At 44.4% G+C, this 16,709-nt stretch carries 21 protein-coding genes; 3 read left to right on the top strand and 18 right to left on the bottom strand.

The features are described from left to right. From nusB to SIN01_RS04150, 14 genes are all read right to left on the bottom strand, one after another. Positions 1-402 (bottom strand): transcription antitermination factor NusB, encoded by a 402-nt coding sequence (nusB, locus tag SIN01_RS04215; protein WP_010023423.1) that lies wholly within the window; start codon positions 400-402, stop codon positions 1-3. Between the two features lie 136 nt (positions 403-538). After that, positions 539-946 (bottom strand): Asp23/Gls24 family envelope stress response protein, encoded by a 408-nt coding sequence (locus SIN01_RS04210; protein ID WP_010023424.1) that lies wholly within the window; start codon positions 944-946, stop codon positions 539-541. A gap of 19 nt (positions 947-965) precedes the next feature. Continuing rightward, complete coding sequence (accC, locus tag SIN01_RS04205; protein ID WP_010023426.1) at positions 966-2,318, bottom strand: acetyl-CoA carboxylase biotin carboxylase subunit; 1,353 nt, start codon at positions 2,316-2,318, stop codon at positions 966-968. 14 nt (positions 2,319-2,332) lie between these two features. Then, positions 2,333-2,827, bottom strand: a complete 495-nt coding sequence (gene accB / locus SIN01_RS04200) for an acetyl-CoA carboxylase biotin carboxyl carrier protein (RefSeq protein ID WP_010023427.1) — start codon at positions 2,825-2,827, stop codon at positions 2,333-2,335. A gap of 375 nt (positions 2,828-3,202) precedes the next feature. Continuing rightward, on the bottom strand, positions 3,203-3,730 hold the full coding sequence (locus tag SIN01_RS04195) for a SpoIIIAH-like family protein (RefSeq protein ID WP_010023428.1): 528 nt from the start codon (positions 3,728-3,730) through the stop codon (positions 3,203-3,205). Between the two features lie 14 nt (positions 3,731-3,744). Beyond that, the gene (spoIIIAG, locus tag SIN01_RS04190; protein ID WP_010023430.1) at positions 3,745-4,404 is read right to left on the bottom strand and encodes a stage III sporulation protein AG; all 660 of its coding nucleotides are present in this window, start codon (positions 4,402-4,404) and stop codon (positions 3,745-3,747) included. Between the two features lie 4 nt (positions 4,405-4,408). Further along, positions 4,409-5,041 carry a stage III sporulation protein AF gene (gene spoIIIAF / locus SIN01_RS04185; protein ID WP_010023432.1) on the bottom strand — a complete coding sequence of 211 codons (633 nt, stop codon included), beginning with the start codon at positions 5,039-5,041 and terminating at the stop codon, positions 4,409-4,411. An 11-nt stretch (positions 5,042-5,052) separates the two neighbouring features. Next, positions 5,053-6,249, bottom strand: a complete 1,197-nt coding sequence (spoIIIAE, locus tag SIN01_RS04180) for a stage III sporulation protein AE (RefSeq protein WP_010023434.1) — start codon at positions 6,247-6,249, stop codon at positions 5,053-5,055. Between the two features lies 1 nt (position 6,250). Beyond that, on the bottom strand, positions 6,251-6,652 hold the full coding sequence (spoIIIAD, locus tag SIN01_RS04175; RefSeq protein ID WP_010023435.1) for a stage III sporulation protein AD: 402 nt from the start codon (positions 6,650-6,652) through the stop codon (positions 6,251-6,253). Positions 6,653-6,667: 15 nt separating this feature from the next. Beyond that, a complete protein-coding gene (spoIIIAC, locus tag SIN01_RS04170) occupies positions 6,668-6,871 on the bottom strand; it encodes a stage III sporulation protein AC (RefSeq protein WP_010023437.1) in 204 nt (67 codons plus the stop codon). Positions 6,872-6,920: 49 nt separating this feature from the next. Continuing rightward, positions 6,921-7,436, bottom strand: a complete 516-nt coding sequence (spoIIIAB, locus tag SIN01_RS04165) for a stage III sporulation protein SpoIIIAB (RefSeq protein ID WP_010023438.1) — start codon at positions 7,434-7,436, stop codon at positions 6,921-6,923. Beyond that, positions 7,433-8,386, bottom strand: a complete 954-nt coding sequence (spoIIIAA, locus tag SIN01_RS04160) for a stage III sporulation protein AA (protein WP_010023439.1) — start codon at positions 8,384-8,386, stop codon at positions 7,433-7,435. The genes spoIIIAB and spoIIIAA overlap by 4 nt, the downstream gene beginning before the upstream one ends. A 219-nt stretch (positions 8,387-8,605) precedes the next feature. Further along, a complete protein-coding gene (gene efp, locus SIN01_RS04155; protein ID WP_010023440.1) occupies positions 8,606-9,163 on the bottom strand; it encodes an elongation factor P in 558 nt (185 codons plus the stop codon). A gap of 225 nt (positions 9,164-9,388) precedes the next feature. After that, a complete protein-coding gene (locus SIN01_RS04150; RefSeq protein ID WP_084688879.1) occupies positions 9,389-9,898 on the bottom strand; it encodes a YqhR family membrane protein in 510 nt (169 codons plus the stop codon). A gap of 225 nt (positions 9,899-10,123) precedes the next feature. On the opposite strand from SIN01_RS04150, the gene SIN01_RS04145 reads away from it, so the two are divergent. Together SIN01_RS04145 and SIN01_RS04140 are read left to right on the top strand one after the other, a co-directional pair. Further along, the gene (locus SIN01_RS04145; RefSeq protein ID WP_010023442.1) at positions 10,124-11,068 is read left to right on the top strand and encodes a DUF1385 domain-containing protein; all 945 of its coding nucleotides are present in this window, start codon (positions 10,124-10,126) and stop codon (positions 11,066-11,068) included. 21 nt (positions 11,069-11,089) lie between these two features. Then, positions 11,090-11,500, top strand: coding sequence for a hypothetical protein (locus tag SIN01_RS04140; RefSeq protein ID WP_047034771.1), 411 nt, complete (start codon positions 11,090-11,092; stop codon positions 11,498-11,500). A gap of 119 nt (positions 11,501-11,619) precedes the next feature. Here SIN01_RS04140 and SIN01_RS04135 read toward each other — a convergent pair whose 3' ends face one another. Both SIN01_RS04135 and mntR read right to left on the bottom strand, forming a co-directional pair. Then, positions 11,620-12,507: a patatin-like phospholipase family protein gene (locus SIN01_RS04135; RefSeq protein WP_010027737.1), complete on the bottom strand. Its 888-nt coding sequence runs from the start codon at positions 12,505-12,507 to the stop codon at positions 11,620-11,622. Positions 12,508-12,589: 82 nt separating this feature from the next. After that, the gene (gene mntR / locus SIN01_RS04130; RefSeq protein ID WP_010027738.1) at positions 12,590-13,018 is read right to left on the bottom strand and encodes a transcriptional regulator MntR; all 429 of its coding nucleotides are present in this window, start codon (positions 13,016-13,018) and stop codon (positions 12,590-12,592) included. Positions 13,019-13,200: 182 nt separating this feature from the next. Here mntR and SIN01_RS04125 point away from each other — a divergent pair, with 182 nt between their 5' ends. After that, on the top strand, positions 13,201-13,578 hold the full coding sequence (locus SIN01_RS04125) for a rhodanese-like domain-containing protein (RefSeq protein WP_010027739.1): 378 nt from the start codon (positions 13,201-13,203) through the stop codon (positions 13,576-13,578). A 316-nt stretch (positions 13,579-13,894) separates the two neighbouring features. Here the strand turns inward: SIN01_RS04125 and gcvPB are convergent, their stop codons facing one another. Continuing rightward, positions 13,895-15,358: an aminomethyl-transferring glycine dehydrogenase subunit GcvPB gene (gcvPB, locus tag SIN01_RS04120; RefSeq protein ID WP_010023222.1), complete on the bottom strand. Its 1,464-nt coding sequence runs from the start codon at positions 15,356-15,358 to the stop codon at positions 13,895-13,897. Continuing rightward, the gene (gene gcvPA / locus SIN01_RS04115) at positions 15,351-16,706 is read right to left on the bottom strand and encodes an aminomethyl-transferring glycine dehydrogenase subunit GcvPA (protein WP_010023220.1); all 1,356 of its coding nucleotides are present in this window, start codon (positions 16,704-16,706) and stop codon (positions 15,351-15,353) included. The genes gcvPB and gcvPA overlap by 8 nt, the downstream gene beginning before the upstream one ends. Between the last annotated feature and the right edge of the window lie 3 nt (positions 16,707-16,709).

Below are 16,709 nucleotides of genomic sequence, written 5' to 3'. Positions count from 1 at the left end.
TCAGCAATTTGTTTCTATATCTTTAGAAATGCCGGAAAGAACACCATTAACAAATTTTCTTGTTTGTTCATCACTATAAATTTTGCACAGTTCAACCGCTTCATTGACAGAGACAGTCAATGGAATGTCATCAAAATACATGATTTCACAAACAGCCAGACGCAGAATGGTTTTATCAATATTTCCAACACGATCAAGAGACCAGTTTTTTAAATGTTTGCAGATCAGTCGATCAATCGCTTCTTCATGATCTAAGGTTTGATCAAGCAGCCGGATGACAAAAGGGTTAACGGGTTCTCCTTCATCTTTTACGGCATCGACGGCCGATTTTCTGTCAATATCGCTGAGTGTCATTTGAAATAAGGCTTGCAATGCCAGCTGACGTGCTTCTCTTCGATTCATTACGTACTCCCTTTCATCTTACTTTTCTCATAATTCATTGCCTTGAACATTCATAAGTTGTCAATGGTTTCACATCATGACTGCTAAGGAATACACGGAAAGAAGCAAAGAGGACAAACTCCCGCCTCTTTGCTTCTTAATCGACAGCATCATTGTCATTTTCTTTATGCTCGAAACGCACACCGACAACATGAATATTGATTTCACTAACATCAAGTGCAGTCATCCGCTTAAGCTTTTGAACAATATTGTCCTGCACTTTCTCGGCAACTTCCGGAATCGAGACACCATAGTTCATGATCAATTGAACATCAATCGTAATCCCTTCATCAGTCAGATCAACTTTAACACCTTTTCGATTGCTGTGGCCGCCTAGTTTCTCTACCATTCCGGCAGCAAATCCTCCATACATTTCACCGACCCCGACAACTTCGATAGCGGCAAGGCTGGCGATCACTTCAATCACTTCTGGTGATATTTCAATTCTGCCTAGATCCTCTTGATGTTCTTCAACCTCAATGGTTTGTTTTTCATTTTCAGGCATGAGCATCACACCTCCACGATTAGCTTTGCTCGTTCAACGGGTATTTTTGCAAGAATTTCGTATTGAATTGTCCACTTTGAAATACCGGATGCTTGAGCAGACGTGTATGAAAAGGAATCGTTGTCTTGATCCCTTCTATAACATATTCGTCAAGTGCTCGTTTCATTGTCGCAATTGCATCCTCTCTTGTTTTCCCATAGGCAATGACCTTTGATACCATGGAGTCATAGTATGGGGGAATGAAATAGCCTTGATAGACGGCTGAATCAATTCGAACCCCAGGGCCTCCAGGGGCAAGATAAGTCTCAACACGTCCGCAAGAAGGCATGAAATTCTTCTCTGAGTCTTCAGCATTGATCCGGCATTCAATCGCATGTCCGGTCAACTGAACATCCTCTTGGCTGATCGAAAGGGGTTCACCGGCTGCGATACGAATCTGTTCCTTGACCAAGTCCACTCCGGTAACTTCCTCAGTGACCCCATGTTCCACCTGGATACGCGTGTTCATTTCCATGAAGTAGAACGATCCGTCCGGTTCATAAATGAATTCAATCGTTCCTGCACCGCGGTAACTGACGGCGCGTGCGGCACGGACCGCGGCTGCTCCCATTTCCCGGCGTTTCGCTTCATTGAGTGCCGGTGAGGGAGACTCTTCTAATAACTTCTGAAGGCGCCTCTGAATCGTACAGTCACGCTCGCCAAGGTGAATGACCTGTCCGTGCTCGTCCGCCAGCACTTGAATCTCAACATGTCTGAAATTTTCGATATACTTCTCGATATAGACCCCGGAATTTCCAAAGGAAGTATCTGCCTCTTGCTGGGTAATCGCAATCCCATGACGCAGTTCTTCTTCATTTTTGGCAACGCGAATCCCCTTACCTCCGCCGCCTGCGGTTGCTTTAATAAGAACCGGATAGCCGATATCTTTTGCAACCTTCACTCCGTCCTCAACAGTGTCAATGATACCGTTTGAACCTGGGACAACAGGTACATCAGCGTCTCTCATTGTTTGCTTTGCTACGTCCTTGATCCCCATTTTACTAATGGCTTCTGATGTCGGACCGATGAATTTGATGTTGCACTCTTCACACATCTCAGCAAAATCTGCATTCTCAGAAAGGAATCCATACCCCGGATGAATCGCATCACAGCCGGTCAGTGTAGCGACACTAATCATGTTCGTATAGCTGAGATAACTGTCCTTAGGGGCATTGGGTCCGATACAGTAGGCTTCATCAGCAAGCTGCACATGAAGCGCATCCTTATCGGCTTGAGAATAAACCGCTACCGTTGCTATGTTCAATTCTTTACAAGCGCGAATAATTCTAACCGCAATTTCTCCTCGATTGGCTATTAATACTTTTTTTATCATGTAAACTAAACTCCTTAATCTTCCTTAACCAAGAATAACGGCTGACCATACTCAACAAGCTGACCATCTTCCACAAGGACCTCAACAATCGTCCCTTTGCAATCTGCTTCTATTTCATTGAATAGTTTCATTGCTTCAACAATACAAACGACCGATTTCTTGTCTACTTTTGATCCTTTAGAAACAAACGCATCCGCGTCAGGTGAGGAGGAAGAATAAAAAGTTCCAACCATCGGTGCCGTGATTTTGTGGAGGGATGGGTCAGCAGCTGTATTTGCTTCCGCAGTCTTCTGTTCAGCACTTGCATTTGATTGTGGTTCAGGCTGAACAGAAGGCGTCTGAACAGTCGTTGTCTGCGGTGTAACCCCAACAATCGTTTTTACTTTTCCAGCAAATGCATCCGCTTTTCTTAAAGTGATTTTTCCATCTTCTGCCTCAAGTTTCAGCTCACTTAATGAAGATGAATCCAGTTCTTTAATTAAAGTTTTAATGTCTTCAATAGTTAGCAAATCCAGCACTCCTTTATCCCGTCCGCTTTAAACTCAATTATAACATATCATGATTTACTTGTTTGATACTCATAATTCCTTCAAGCGTTGTTCTTTGGGCATTTATTTTGTTTGTCTGCTCGTCCGAAAAACGATAACCCTTTAGGATTACGAATCAATGGACAAAAATGTTTCGCCTTAATAAAAAACACTCGGCAAGTCCCGTTCCTTACTTTCGCGGGACGCGCAACCAAGAGATTGTTTTTTCGGTTTGAATACATAACAAAGTCTGATACGTTCTTCCCTTACCAAAAAAACTGCTGCGAAAAAATCGCAACAGTTTTTATTCTACCTTATTTTGTCTAAAAAATCTTTAAGCGGCATTGATTTATTGAATTACTTTTTATTTAACGCGTAGGTAACACTGACAACGCGACCGGTTCCTAAATACTCATTCGTTAATTGAATAATTTCATTGGCTTGTTTATTCGTCAATTTATCAGCGCTGACATAGACTTGAACTTGGTTGCCGCTTGTTTTGACAACACTTTTATCATAGCCTTTCGATTCAATGACGTCTTCAAGCATTGTTTCATTATTCGCGGTTGTTTTAAGATCTGACATAGAGTCGTAGGCAGCGCTGATCTCTTTAGCCGTACTATTTTTCGAAGCAACAACGCTCTCGTACTTATTTTCCAAGCTCTTGCGTTCGTCATCTTTAGTCAACTCAATATTCGCGAGCTTTTCTTCAGTTGCATTGGCTGCAACTGTTTTTGCCGTTTTTGAGCCTGCACTTGTCTGAGCCGCTTTCTCACCGGATTGCGCTGATTGCCCATGGTTTCCTGGAGCAGAGAGTGCGTACACGGAGAGAACAACAATTAAGCTGAGCATGGTGAGTAACCAAACCGTTTGTTTTTTGATCATCTTTTTTCTCCTCCTCAGTCATTCTTCTCAAGAACCGTTACTTTGTAAGACGGTAGATCTAAAACCGTAGAAACCGCATCCATGATTGCTACTTTTGTCGATGATTGATCTGCACCTCTAGCGACAACGATAACGCCGCGTACCGTTGGCTGCTCATTGCCGATCACAACGGGCACTTTGTTGCCATCCTGATCAATCATGACTACTTCACTATCTTCGTTACGCTCAGTAACCTGGCGTTTACCGCCCTTTGGATCTGTCTCACTCGTTTGATTATCCTGTACCTTTGTATTGTTTTGATAAATCTTCTTTTCTGTAGAAGCAAAAGTCACCATGACCGAGACATCGGATACGCCTCGTATTTGTTCCAATATATTTTTTAAATTCTGATTCACATAAGACTCATATTTCTCAATCGAAGTCATTGAGCCAGTCTTGTTTCCCGCTTTAATCTCTGAAAGGTTCTTAGAATCCTTGGTGCTGAAGGCGGGTTCTGCAGTTGATGGCGCTGAAGATCCTTTTTCTGAAAAAAGATGACTGGCGGCCAAAAGCGCCATACCAACCAGCGCTAGCGCAACCAATTTAACCAATGCGCTTTTTGTACTTTTCGCCGGTTTCCCGTCCTTATCCTTGCCCCCAAGCATCCGGCTCAGCTTTTCAATCCATCGCATCATACCTTCACTCTCCCCCTTCCATGTTTACTGAGATGAGGCGCTCATTGAGTTCCCATCGTTTCGCAAGGAAGGCTCGGACATCTTTCATCTCATTGGATTCATGTACCGACTTCTCAGTTGCCGATTGCTTATCTAGGTCGACCGATACACTTTGAACGGGTTGAATGCTCCGAATTCCGGATTCTTGACGACGATGGCTTGCTTCCGCTTTTTCAACCGTAACTTTAACGTTTCGCACCGACAGATCTTGTCCGTCCTCATGCGCCGCGGAGAGTTCCAAATGGGCAATTTGTAATCCGTATTGTTCATTCAACTCCTCCTTCACCTGATTTTTCATATGGACAACCACTTGTTCTTGAATATATGCGGCTTGTGCCTTTTCTATTTCACTTTTTTGGCGCGCGGTTTCTTTTTTCACCGGTTCGTCGTATTTCTGCGTGTTGATCCCTTGAAGCAGACTACTCGGATCAACATGAAACAAACGAATAACCGGATCCATCAATGCAATGATGAGTACAAGACCAATAACAAATTTAATATATTTTTGGAAAACGCCGGAAGGCATGAGCAATTCAAGTATGACCGCGAAAAGAACGATGAGAACGATTTGTGAAATCCAATGAACAAGATAACTCATCAATGCACCTCCTAGCGCACCATAAGCGACAGATTTCCAGATGCAATAATGATCGTGATGGCAAGAAAGAACATAAGCGAGACGACGGCGAGTGCTGCGAACAAATAGAAAATGCTTTTCGCCATGATGACCAGGCAATCGATGACGGGACCGCCTCCCAGCGGCTGCAGTACAGCGGCTGCTAAATTGTAAATAAACGCGAGCGATACGATTTTGAGCAATGGAAAAACGGTGATACAAATCAAAATAAGCAGACCGACAATTCCGATCGTATTCTTTAATAGTACCGAAGCACCCATGACCGTATCAGCAGCCTCAGTAAACATCCTTCCGACCACCGGTATAAAGTTCCCGGTAAAAAACTTTGCGGATTTTACCATCAAACCATCGGAAATTGAGGTTGCCGCTCCTTGAACTGAGATGACTCCGAGAAAAACGGCAAAAAAGCCGGCCAAAGTAAATAGCGCAACATTTTTCATTAGATCACTGAGTCTGGTGAGTTTATAGTGGTCGGACAGAGTACTGACAATGGCGAGCAAGGCAGACATTAACAGCAACGGCAAAACAAAGGAAGAAATCAGCCATCCCGCTGCATTAACAAGAAAGATAACAAGCGGATGAAAAAAGGCAACAGAGGCAAATCCTCCGGTAGCAGCGGTGAGCCCCAGAACAAGAGGGAGCAGCGCGACGAGAAAATGACTCATCATTCCGACGGTTTCGTTCGTATAATTAATCGCCAATCGAAAACTGTTCAACATCAGAATCATAAGCACTAAAGTAACTACAAGATAAGCAACCTTAGAAACCGCCTTGTGCTCAAATGCCGATTGAATGGTTTGAAGCAGCGTTGAAAAGACGGTAAGCAGAATCAGAGTACCGAGCAGCTTGCTGCTGACAACGAGTTCATTCAAAAAGAATCGAACCGATCCGTCGATCATTTTTTTAAAGAAACTTTCTTTATCTGAATGCAGCAAATCTTTGAAATTGGCTTCGGTTTCGGGCAGAAATCCGTTATAATCCGTAACGACTTTCTGCCAATATGCATCAATCTTGTCGGTATCAAGTTGATCAAGCTGCTGATCAGACCATTGCTGCAACTCGCCGCTGCCTTCTGCATAAGCAGGCTTGTCCGCACCAAACAAGAGTATGATCAAGAACAGCATGAATGCCAGAAGCTGAAATCGCTTGGAATGTAACGTTCCCCTCATCTCAACCTCCTCCTACTTGCGGCATTAAGTTCATCACTGTTTCAACTATGGCGGTCAATATCGGAATAGCCATAACCAAAATGATCAATTTTCCGGCTAACTCAATTTTTCCAGCCATTGAGCCTTGTCCCGCATCTTTTGCAATTTGTGCACCAAATTCCGAAATATAAGCGATGCCGATTATTTTAAGAATGGTCGCAACGTAAACATTATTGAGATGCGCGGTTTGCGCCATGTTTTTCAGCATCTCCATAACCAAACGAATTTGGTCGATCATCATAAGCAGAATAAACACACCGGCGATGAGCGAGACAACTAAAGCAAACACTGGGTTTCTCTGCTTCAAAATGAGCGTGAGAAACGTGACAGAAAGTCCCAATCCAACGATCTGAAGAATATCCATGGATCAGCCGCCTCACTACATGTAAAGGAATACTTGTTTTATTCGTTCAAATAGATCATCGATCAGCGTTGCCGCCATATAGAGAATGACGATAAAACCAATCAGTGTCACCCACTGAGCCCAATCATCTTTTCCCATCTGCTTCAAAACCGTTTGGATCATCGCTACGATAATGCCAATACCGGCAATTTGAAATATTGTATTTACATCGAGTGACATGGGACTTCCTCCTCTCACTCCGCGCCAGATTGCTTGCTTTAAATACCTATTATAAGAACAGTAGAACGATAAGAATTCCCGCCAAGAAGCCTAAGCTGCGAATCATTTTCTCATTTGCTTTTTGCGACTGGCGCGCCTCCTGTTCTTCACGTTCAAGATGCGCCAATGCAAGCTGAATGTGCTTCCTCTGATTTTCCGCATCCTCAGTTCCAAGTGTTGTCCCAAATTGGACCATGATCTCCTTCTCCGGCCGTTTCAGCGCCGTTTCAGGCCAATACCGTTCGATTGAACGGCTCCACGCGGTCTGCAGCGGCAAATGCTCACCGCTCATCTGATCATGAAGGGTATGAAAGAACTTTGATAGCGGCAGCGGCATCTGTAAGGCAAGATCTTCGGCCATTTGATCAACGGGTATTCGACCGTAAACGATTTCTGCTTCGATTGATTGTAGGGCGGAACGCCATTGTCTGATTTCTCTTGGACGATCCCGGTAACGCTTGGCAAGAAGCAGCCCAGTTGCAGTCGATGCAAAAACAATCAGCGTCGCCCCGATTAAATGAATCACTGCCACATCTCCTCTGTGGCAGACATCTTTCTTCCCATTCGATCAAGAATCGTCAACCGGCAACCATTTTTTTGCGCACTGTTATGCCGAGAAAGAATGACATATCGTTCAAACAACTGTGCTTCAATCAACGGCCGAATCGACGGGCGGTGGAGAAGCTGGTCAAAAGTGAATCCATGTGCACTGGCCATGACGGCAACTCCGGCGTTTAATGCTTCTAATAATGCTTTCGTGTCTTCAGCTCCGCCGATCTCATCGACAATCAGCACCTCAGGACTCATCGAACGAATCATCATCATCATCCCTTCCGCCTTTGGGCACGCATCCATCACATCTGCGCGAACGCCCAAACGATTCTGCGGAACACCATCAACACATCCTGCAAGTTCAGAACGTTCATCAACGATCGCTGTCTTTCGCGACGGCAGATAACGATCCGGTATCCCTTCACTAACAAGCCGTGCCAAATCGCGCAGCATCGTTGTTTTTCCTGTTTGAGGCGCGCCGATGAGCAACGTACTGAACCAGCGATTGCGCTGATAGAGATAAGGAACGAGCGGAAGTGCCGCTCCGACCTTTTGTTTGGCCAATCGAATATTAAAAAAGGTAACATCTCTTAAGCGAAGGACATGTCCGTTTTCTGTAATGACATGGCCGGCAAGCCCAATTCGATGGCCGCCGGGGATGGTTACATAGCCGCGTCTAAGTTCCTCATCCAAGGTATAGAGCGAATACTTGGCTAATTGCTGCAACATGTGTCTGGCCTGTTCTTTTTGGAAAATCGGCATTGTGACACCTTCCGGCGGCATCCACCGCTTGCCGGAAATAATCAGTTCAAGCGGGCATTTTGTGCGGCAGCGAATCTCTTCAAGCGCATTGCGCTCTGTTTCAGTCATCCGAAGAATAATTTGCTGCATCGGTTCAGGAAGGTAGGAGAGTATCTGTTTCAAATGAGCCACCTCGGATCTTAATGCTTCACTGCTTTTTGTTTTCTATCAAAATATATGCCCGCTTGTACACAATATGCTTGATTCGAGGTGAGGCTGTGTGCCAACAAATTGAACGCACAGATTGTCCGACTCGTTTGTCAGTGCGGGCAAAAAAAAAACAGCCTCAGAAGAGACTGTTCATAAGTATGCTGTTCATGCATGAGTTATTGATAGGTTTGATTATGCTCGGGATACATAAAGACCTGAGCGCGTATCAATCACAAGCTTGTCTCCTTCATTAACGAAGAACGGTACTTGAACGACATAACCGGTCTCAAGCGTTGCCGGCTTCGAACCGCCGGAAGCCGTGTCTCCTTTAATGCCAGGTTCCGTTTCAGTAACTTCGAGAACAACAGTATTGGGCAAAGCAACACCAAGCGTTTCTCCTTGATACGATTGCACGTTGCATTCCATGTTTTCTTTCAAGAAGTTGAGTTGTTCAGAAATTTGGCTTGCATCTAGATCCAACTGTTCGTAAGTTTCCATGTCCATAAATGTATACGTATCGCCGCTTGAATAGAGATACTGCATTTTACGGTTGTCGATCCGTGCCGGGTTCACTTTTTCGCCGCCGCGGAACGTTTTTTCCTGAATGGCCCCCGTACGCAGATTTCTCAGCTTTGAACGAACAAACGCCGCACCTTTTCCAGGTTTAACATGCTGGAACTCGATAACAGAAAGAATATCGCCGTCCACTTCAATGGTCAAACCTGTTTTAAAATCGTTTACAGAAATCATAAGCTTCCTCCTTTAAGTACACCGCTGCCGCAGGCTCATCCGCGCCAGTCTTTAAAAAAATAGTAAAAACTATGTCTGTAAAACGTTCATGTCCACACTCATGAAAAAAGCATCATTTCCTTTAAACTAAGGAAATAAATGCAGAAAAACGTGTTGATCAAGGTTTTTTCAGCCTAATCTAACGAGGCGCGCAGACAAATTCACTCTTGACATTTTACCACAGCATTATTGATTTGAATAGTTGCTTCCTCCTGTTTGTTCCTCAAAATCAAAAGAAATCGAGTACCCAACAAACAATCCATACAACGCGAAAAGGCAGAGTGTTGTTGTTGTCGTATTCCAGCCAAGCCGGGCAGGTTCAGGTAGACCCTGTAGAAACGGCTGAAACAAGAAAAAGACAATAAACCATAATAAAATACCAAAACTAACCGAGAACCACATCGATTTAATTCTGCTGAAGGTAAATAAATAAAGCTCTGCGATTAAAACAGAGAGTAGAGACATGGCCGCAACAGCAAGCAGCTGCCCGTAGACTGAGTTCCTCCCTGTCCAGTAAGGAAACATTGCGAAGATCAAGGACGGACCAACCTTTGAAAAATTCAGCAAATAGCATAGGAATCCGATCAAACCCCAAAACAGTCCGCCAAATAAACCGGTTACCGCTGTACGCCCGAGCGACATGGCAAATGAATGCTTCGCTTTTTTATTCGTCTTTCTCCTGCGTTTTGCCATCATTGCAACCCCCTCACGATAAGAATAGTTACCATGAAGTATGCTCTTCTTTATGGAGAATCATGTATTCATTGAAAAAGTCAAATGAACACGGTCGAAAAAAATATTGATCTAGAAAACAATGAACAGAAAGGGGTACATATCTAGAGGTTTTAAGTGAATTCGGGTAGAATAAGAATAAGTAACAGGGAAAAACAAATCATTGATGAGAAGCGGGCTGATTAGGTAATGGATAAAATTCTTCCTATATACGGTGGTCAGGCGGTCATTGAAGGTGTCATGATGGGCGGCAAGCACACAACAGTAACTGCTGTGCGCCGGAATGATCAATCCGTCACCTATTTTGAAGTACCCAAAGAAGAAATGCGTGTGCTTGCACCGTTTCGAAAAATTCCAGTGATTCGCGGCATTGCAGCTATTATTGAATCCAGTGCCCTTGGCACAAAGCACCTCAATTATGCAGCTGAGGTGTATGATGAAGATCCGAATGTGATTAAGAAAGAAGAAACAAAGAAGCGCTTTAATCTTGAGGCAATCATTGGACTGACTGCACTAGGCATCCTATCGTTTTTGTTTGCAAAATTTGTTTTCACACTTGTCCCGGCTTTTGCGGCAAGCTTATTTGAACCGGTGATCTCGGGAACTGTCGCTCAGGTTCTGCTCGAAGGCTTTTTCAAGATTCTGCTTCTCGTCGGCTATGTTTATTTTGTCTCTTTGACGCCGATGATGAAAAGACTGTTTCAGTATCACGGTGCAGAGCATAAAGTAATTAATACCTTTGAAAGCGGCGCAGACTTAACGGTAGCCAATGTAAGAAAACATTCACGGCTCCATTATCGCTGCGGTTCAAGCTATATCCTGTTCACTGCGATCATTAGCATCATCCTTTATTTCTTTGTACCTGCAGAACCGCTGACGCTTAGACTCCTTTCCCGAATCGCACTGATTCCACTGGATTTGGGTCTTGCCTATGAAATTCTTCGATTAACGAATAAGGTCCGCCATATTCCTGTGCTGAAGTGGCTCGGTTATCCGGGACTTTGGGTTCAGTTGCTCACAACAAAGGAACCTGACGATCAGCAGATTGAAATTGGAATCTATGCCTTTAAAGAAATGCGACGCAAAGAAAAAGACATTGAGCAAAAACAGTCACTTGTACGACAAGTGCTCTAATTTTAACGGAGGTGAGTGTCCGTGAAAACGTTTCTCTATTCATTAGGCTTCGTAATCATTGGAGGTCTCGGACTATTCGGCCTGCTTTCTATGTTCATGCCAAGTCAAAAGACAGTCATTCTAACCCAATTGTTCATCATTGCACTTATAATGATCATTGGTCTGTTCTTTTTCCGACGTTTGGCAGAATGGACCGGTAATGGAGATCAGACGCGTTATAAAAAAGCAGCGCGTCAATCGCGAAGAAAAAGACAAATCGTTTCATTGCATCATAAAACGCATATGCTGCGCTCGACCTCACCCAAGTTTAAGGTGATTAAAAACAACGCTCACTCTGCCTACACGCGAAACGCACACAAAGCAAAAAAACAAAGTCACTTAACAGTTATCGAAGGCCGAAAAAATAAGAAAAGAAAACGACTCTTATTTTAACTTTTTTCAAAACATATCCAAAGAAGAGAGCGTCTCATAAGTCCTATGACTTTGAGGCGCTCTTATTATGTGCTGAGAAAACATGATGATGCATGATCCATGCAGTGCTTCTACGAACCCTAATAGGACCACTTCTTGAGAAACTGTTCGGCGCTGTCCGCACCAATTTGAAACAAGCGTTCCCGTTCTTTTTCAGATATTTGGAAATTCTTTGTTGTTACTTTATCTACAGGCAAACCAATAATGTTGGATTCTTTAAATTTATCGATTGCGCGTTCATCGTGAGCTTCCCGCATCGCATTAAATAAACCGCGAAAGAGTTCAACCGCATTTCTGATTTTCTTCTTCTCTAGATTCTGCGATTCGTTATCGACAATCTGCAAACCGACAAACGGCCGCACAGGAAGCGCTTCGCCGCGATTGAAGATCCAAAGCGGAAAATTACTTAGGATGCCTCCATCAACGATCAGCGATTTCACTCCATCCGCATCATAAAGTGGAACCGGTTCGAAAAAGAAAGGCAAGGTGCAACTCATTCGCACCGCACGTGCTACTGAGAAATGGAGCGAATCAAGTCCATAGTCTTTTAAATCATCAGGAATGACAAGCAGCCGCCCTTTGGTCACGTCTGAGACAATGATTTTCAGCCGATCTTTAGGGAGATCTGCAAACGTCTCAATCCCTTTTTCGCGAAGTAGTGTGTTCATCCATTTTTCAAGATGGTTACCCGGAAATAAGCCCATTTTGAAGTAAATACGCATCCATTTAACAATTGGGAAGCGAATATGCGCCGTTGGTTCAATAAGTTTATCAGTGTCCATATTGGCCATGATTTGTTTTAATTCCTCAGCTGTATAGCCTGCTGCAACAAGGGCTGCAACAATCGAACCTGCACTCGTACCTGCTGTCCGCTTAAACTGATAACCCGCGTTTTCAAGCACGCGCAAAGCGCCTGCAAACGCAAAACCTTTAACTCCGCCGCCCGAGAAAACAAGATCAATGTACACTCGCGATCCCCCCTACTACCATTAGATGACCGCACATGCAAAATGAGACCGGAAGATTTTCATCTCCCGGTCTCAGCAAAACTCATTCTTCTTCGTCCGCTCGTTCCTTTATTTCCAATAGTTGTGCGACACGTTTCGGATCCTCTTCGAAATATTGAACAACATCGCCGATTCGGTCAATAGAATCCCAGCTTAAGTGATGTTCAATACCCTCAACGTCTTTATAAACATTTTCTTCATGTACGCCAATCAGCTTTAAGAAATCCTCGAGAAGCTCGTGCCGATACACTAACCGTTTCCCCATTTTCTTGCCCTTAGGCGTCAAAATAAAGCCGCGATATTTTTCATAGATAAGGTATTGATCCTTACCCAATTTCTGAACCATTTTTGTTACTGATGAAGAATGAACATCAAGTGCTTCCGCTATATCGGAAACCCTTGCATAGCCCTTATCTTGAATCAGCCAGTAAATTCTCTCAATGTAGTCTTCCATACTCGGAGTAGGCGACATCGTGTCTCCCCCTAACCACTTCATCTTTTCTTACTCATGTTACTATAACACTCCTTAAAAAACAAGAATTTGTCGGCACCCGGAAAGCGGAATCAACGTCACTTGGACCGGTTTCATACCTTTCATAAATTGAGACAAATCGTTATAATAAAATGTGAAATGAATTAGGAGGACGACGAGTCATGGGCTGGATTATTTTAGTTGCAATGATCGCCGCATATTTCGGTTATTTTTTTATCGCCAGATTTATGCAGCGTCGCTATCTTACCACATTATCCGACGTCGATTTTCGGGCAGGCTATCGTAAAGCTCAGTTAATCGATGTCCGGGAACCGAATGAATTCAAAAATGGTCATATCCTTGGTGCGCGTAATATTCCGCTGACCCAGTTGAAGATGCGCCACACTGAAGTACGTCATGATATGCCGATCTACTTGTATGACAGCAATGGTACACGAAGTGCACGTGCCGCTGCTGTACTTAAAAAAATGAATTATTCAAATCTCTACCAACTTGAAGGCGGCTTTAAGAAATGGAACGGCCGCGTAAAAAAGGGATAATCGAACAACCGTTTAACCGTCACAAGACGAAGACCCAACCCGCATCAGCATGCGGGTTGGGTCTTCGTTTTCTTTGCAGGATAAGAATAAGAAAGTCTATGATTTTGCCCATCTTCAAACCAATAGACCAGTGTCTTGGCCGAGAATCAAAGCGGAGGTACTCGGGCCCCGCGGTCGCCACCTGTTGATGCGATTAACCGAAACGACACGAGTCCATTACACATGCTAGGGCACAAAACACTCGCTTCTAAAAGCCTTCGTAAATTATCCCTGTTTTTAGGAAGCCACACCTTTGTTTTTATCGATCAGCACTTCGTTATTCCTTTACATAACGAAGTACCGGGTGACGCGCCGCACGTGTTTCATCCAATCTGCCGATCACGGTTTGATGCGGCGCTTCTTGAACCTTTTCCGGTGCGGATTCCGCTTCCTTTGCAATCTCAATTAAATGATCAATAAATGCATCCAAAGTTTCTTTGGATTCCGTTTCCGTTGGTTCGATCATGAGTGCCTCATCAACAAGAAGCGGGAAATAAATAGTCGGCGGGTAATAACCGAAATCGAGCAATCGTTTCGCCATATCCAAAGTGCGGACACCTAACTTCTTTTGCCGGCTTCCGGACAATACAAATTCATGTTTGCACAGCTGCTTAAACGGTGTTTCAAAGTAGCCGGACAACCGTTTTAACATGTAGTTTGCATTCAGAACGGCATCTTTAGACACTTGAAATAGCCCCTTGCCGCCCATCGTGCGAATATAGGCATAAGCACGGACATTGATTCCAAAATTGCCATAGAAAGCCTTAACACGTCCAATGGACTGCGGTCGATCAAAGTCTAATCCAAAGGATCCGTTCTCACGTTTCATAATCAACGGTTTTGGAAGAAACGATGCTAGGTCGGCTTTAACGCCAACCGGACCTGATCCCGGACCTCCACCGCCGTGCGGGCCAGTGAATGTTTTATGAAGATTAAGATGAACAACGTCGTAGCCCATATCACCCGGACGAGTGACACCCATAATCGCATTCATGTTTGCACCATCGTAATAAACCTTGCCGCCTGCTTCATGAATGATCTCTGCAATGTCTTGTATCTGCGTCTCGAACAGCCCTAAAGTATTCGGATTCGTGAGCATCAGTGCTGCTGTTGTTTCATCAGCAACACGTCTTAGGTCATCCAAATCAACCAAACCATTCTCATTTGATTTAACAGTCACCGCTTCAAATCCCGCTACTGCCGCTGAAGCAGGATTCGTACCATGTGCGGTATCCGGAACAATAACTTTGGTACGTTTGAAATCAGCGCGAGATTCGTGATACGCGCGAATGATCATTAATCCGGTCCATTCGCCATGCGCACCTGCAGCGGGCTGCAGGGTAACGGCATCCATTCCTGTTATTTCCTGTAGATTTTCTTGAAGGCGATACAACAGCTCAAGTGCGCCTTGTACCGTCTGTTCATCCTGATACGGATGGATTTTCGTCAGCCCATCAAGTCGCGCAACTTGTTCGTTCACCTTTGGATTATACTTCATCGTACACGAACCAAGCGGATAGAAACCATTGTCAACTCCGAAATTTCTACGAGACAAGGCGGTATAATGGCGGATGAGCTCAAGCTCTGAAACTTCTGGAAAATGTGGTTCGTCTTGACGCAGATACGCTTCACCAACCAATTCGGTAAGCGGTTTTTCCGGAACATCAAGTTCAGGAAGACTAAACGCTACTCTTCCTTCTCTGCTGCGTTCAAAAATGAGCGGCTGATTTTGATTATCCAACTGAAATCCCTCCAAGCGCTTTAACAAATTGGTCAATCTCGTTTTTCGATCGCATTTCGGTAACCGCAACGAGCATCTTATTCGTGTAACCCTCATAGGACTTACTTAAATCGTACCCACCAATGATGCCTTGAGCAAACAATTCATGGTTGACTTCTGAAACAGGTCGCCCGCAGTCGATCACAAATTCATTGAAAAACGCCTGATTTGTAACGATCTTAATCCCAGATTTCTGAAACTGCTCAGCCGCATAGTGAGCCTTTTGAATATTTTGCTTTGCCAGTTCGCGAATTCCTTTCTTTCCGAAGGCCGTCATCGCTACGGAAGAAGCCAGCGCATTCAAGGCCTGGTTCGAACAAATGTTGGAGGTTGCTTTCTCGCGTCGAATATGCTGTTCACGTGCTTGGAGCGTCAGCACATACCCGCGCTGTCCCTTTTCATCAACGGTCTCTCCGACCAACCGACCAGGCACTTTGCGGATTAATTTTTTCGCTACTGCAAAATAACCGCAATGCGGGCCGCCGAAGGATTCGGAAATACCAAGTGGCTGACAGTCGCCGATAACAATATCGGCCTTGAAACGGCCTGGCGGTGTAAGTAGTCCTAATGAGAGCGGATTACTTGAGACGATAAGATGTGCGCGCTTCACGCGGTGGACAATTTGTTCGATTTCATTCATCGGTTCAATTTGTCCGAAGAAATTTGGATACTGCACAATCACACATGAGGTAGCGTCATCCGTTGCAGCTTCAAGGGCTTCAAGATCTGTTGCCCCATCCTTCATCGGTACGGTGACAACATCAAGGCCGCGTCCGTGCGCATAGGTAGCGAGCACCTCTCGGTATTCCGGATGAACGGATTCAGACACGATCACTTTCTTATTACGCGTCACACCATTTGAAAGCAGCGCAGCTTCAGCTAAGGCCGTAGATCCGTCATACATCGATGAGTTTGCCGCCTCCATTCCGGTCAGTTCACAAATCAAGGTCTGAAACTCGAAAATTGCCTGAAGCTCTCCTTGGGAAACTTCCGCTTGATAAGGCGTATAAGCCGTGTAGAATTCTCCACGTGAAATCACACTGTCTACGACAGACGGAATGTAATGGTCATAGACACCCGCGCCAAGAAAAGATGCGTATTCGGTTGTACTTGCATTCTTTTTCGCAAGTGCAGAGAAAAAACGAATTAATTCCGGTTCGGACAATTTGGATTCTAGATTCAATTCTCCCTTGAAGCGAATTTTTTCAGGAACATCGGCAAACAAGGCTTCATCGGAATTAATCCCAATGACATCAAGCATGTCGTGTCGATCTTTTTCAGTTAACGGTAAGTAGCGAAACTCTGACATTTA

It is taken from the genome of Sporolactobacillus inulinus, assembly GCF_006539285.1.
Classification (GTDB): Bacteria; Bacillota; Bacilli; order Bacillales; family Sporolactobacillaceae; genus Sporolactobacillus; species Sporolactobacillus inulinus.
The sequence above is the reverse complement of the archived record's forward strand: the minus strand, read 5'-3'. Positions and strand labels throughout refer to the sequence as shown.

Bases quoted from the DNA above. Each gene is read 5' to 3' on its own strand.
- nusB (WP_010023423.1), bottom strand. From the start codon at position 402: ATGAATCGAAGAGAAGCACGTCAGCTGGCATTGCAAGCCTTATTTCAA.
- SIN01_RS04210 (WP_010023424.1), bottom strand. From the start codon at position 946: ATGCCTGAAAATGAAAAACAAACCATTGAGGTTGAAGAACATCAAGAG.
- accC (WP_010023426.1), bottom strand. From the start codon at position 2,318: ATGATAAAAAAAGTATTAATAGCCAATCGAGGAGAAATTGCGGTTAGA.
- SIN01_RS04195 (WP_010023428.1), bottom strand. From the start codon at position 3,730: ATGATCAAAAAACAAACGGTTTGGTTACTCACCATGCTCAGCTTAATT.
- spoIIIAG (WP_010023430.1), bottom strand. From the start codon at position 4,404: ATGATGCGATGGATTGAAAAGCTGAGCCGGATGCTTGGGGGCAAGGAT.
- spoIIIAF (WP_010023432.1), bottom strand. From the start codon at position 5,041: ATGAGTTATCTTGTTCATTGGATTTCACAAATCGTTCTCATCGTTCTT.
- spoIIIAE (WP_010023434.1), bottom strand. From the start codon at position 6,249: ATGAGGGGAACGTTACATTCCAAGCGATTTCAGCTTCTGGCATTCATG.
- spoIIIAD (WP_010023435.1), bottom strand. From the start codon at position 6,652: ATGGATATTCTTCAGATCGTTGGATTGGGACTTTCTGTCACGTTTCTC.
- spoIIIAC (WP_010023437.1), bottom strand. From the start codon at position 6,871: ATGTCACTCGATGTAAATACAATATTTCAAATTGCCGGTATTGGCATT.
- efp (WP_010023440.1), bottom strand. From the start codon at position 9,163: ATGATTTCTGTAAACGATTTTAAAACAGGTTTGACCATTGAAGTGGAC.
- SIN01_RS04150 (WP_084688879.1), bottom strand. From the start codon at position 9,898: ATGATGGCAAAACGCAGGAGAAAGACGAATAAAAAAGCGAAGCATTCA.
- SIN01_RS04145 (WP_010023442.1), top strand. From the start codon at position 10,124: ATGGATAAAATTCTTCCTATATACGGTGGTCAGGCGGTCATTGAAGGT.
- mntR (WP_010027738.1), bottom strand. From the start codon at position 13,018: ATGTCGCCTACTCCGAGTATGGAAGACTACATTGAGAGAATTTACTGG.
- SIN01_RS04125 (WP_010027739.1), top strand. From the start codon at position 13,201: ATGGGCTGGATTATTTTAGTTGCAATGATCGCCGCATATTTCGGTTAT.
- gcvPA (WP_010023220.1), bottom strand. From the start codon at position 16,706: ATGTCAGAGTTTCGCTACTTACCGTTAACTGAAAAAGATCGACACGAC.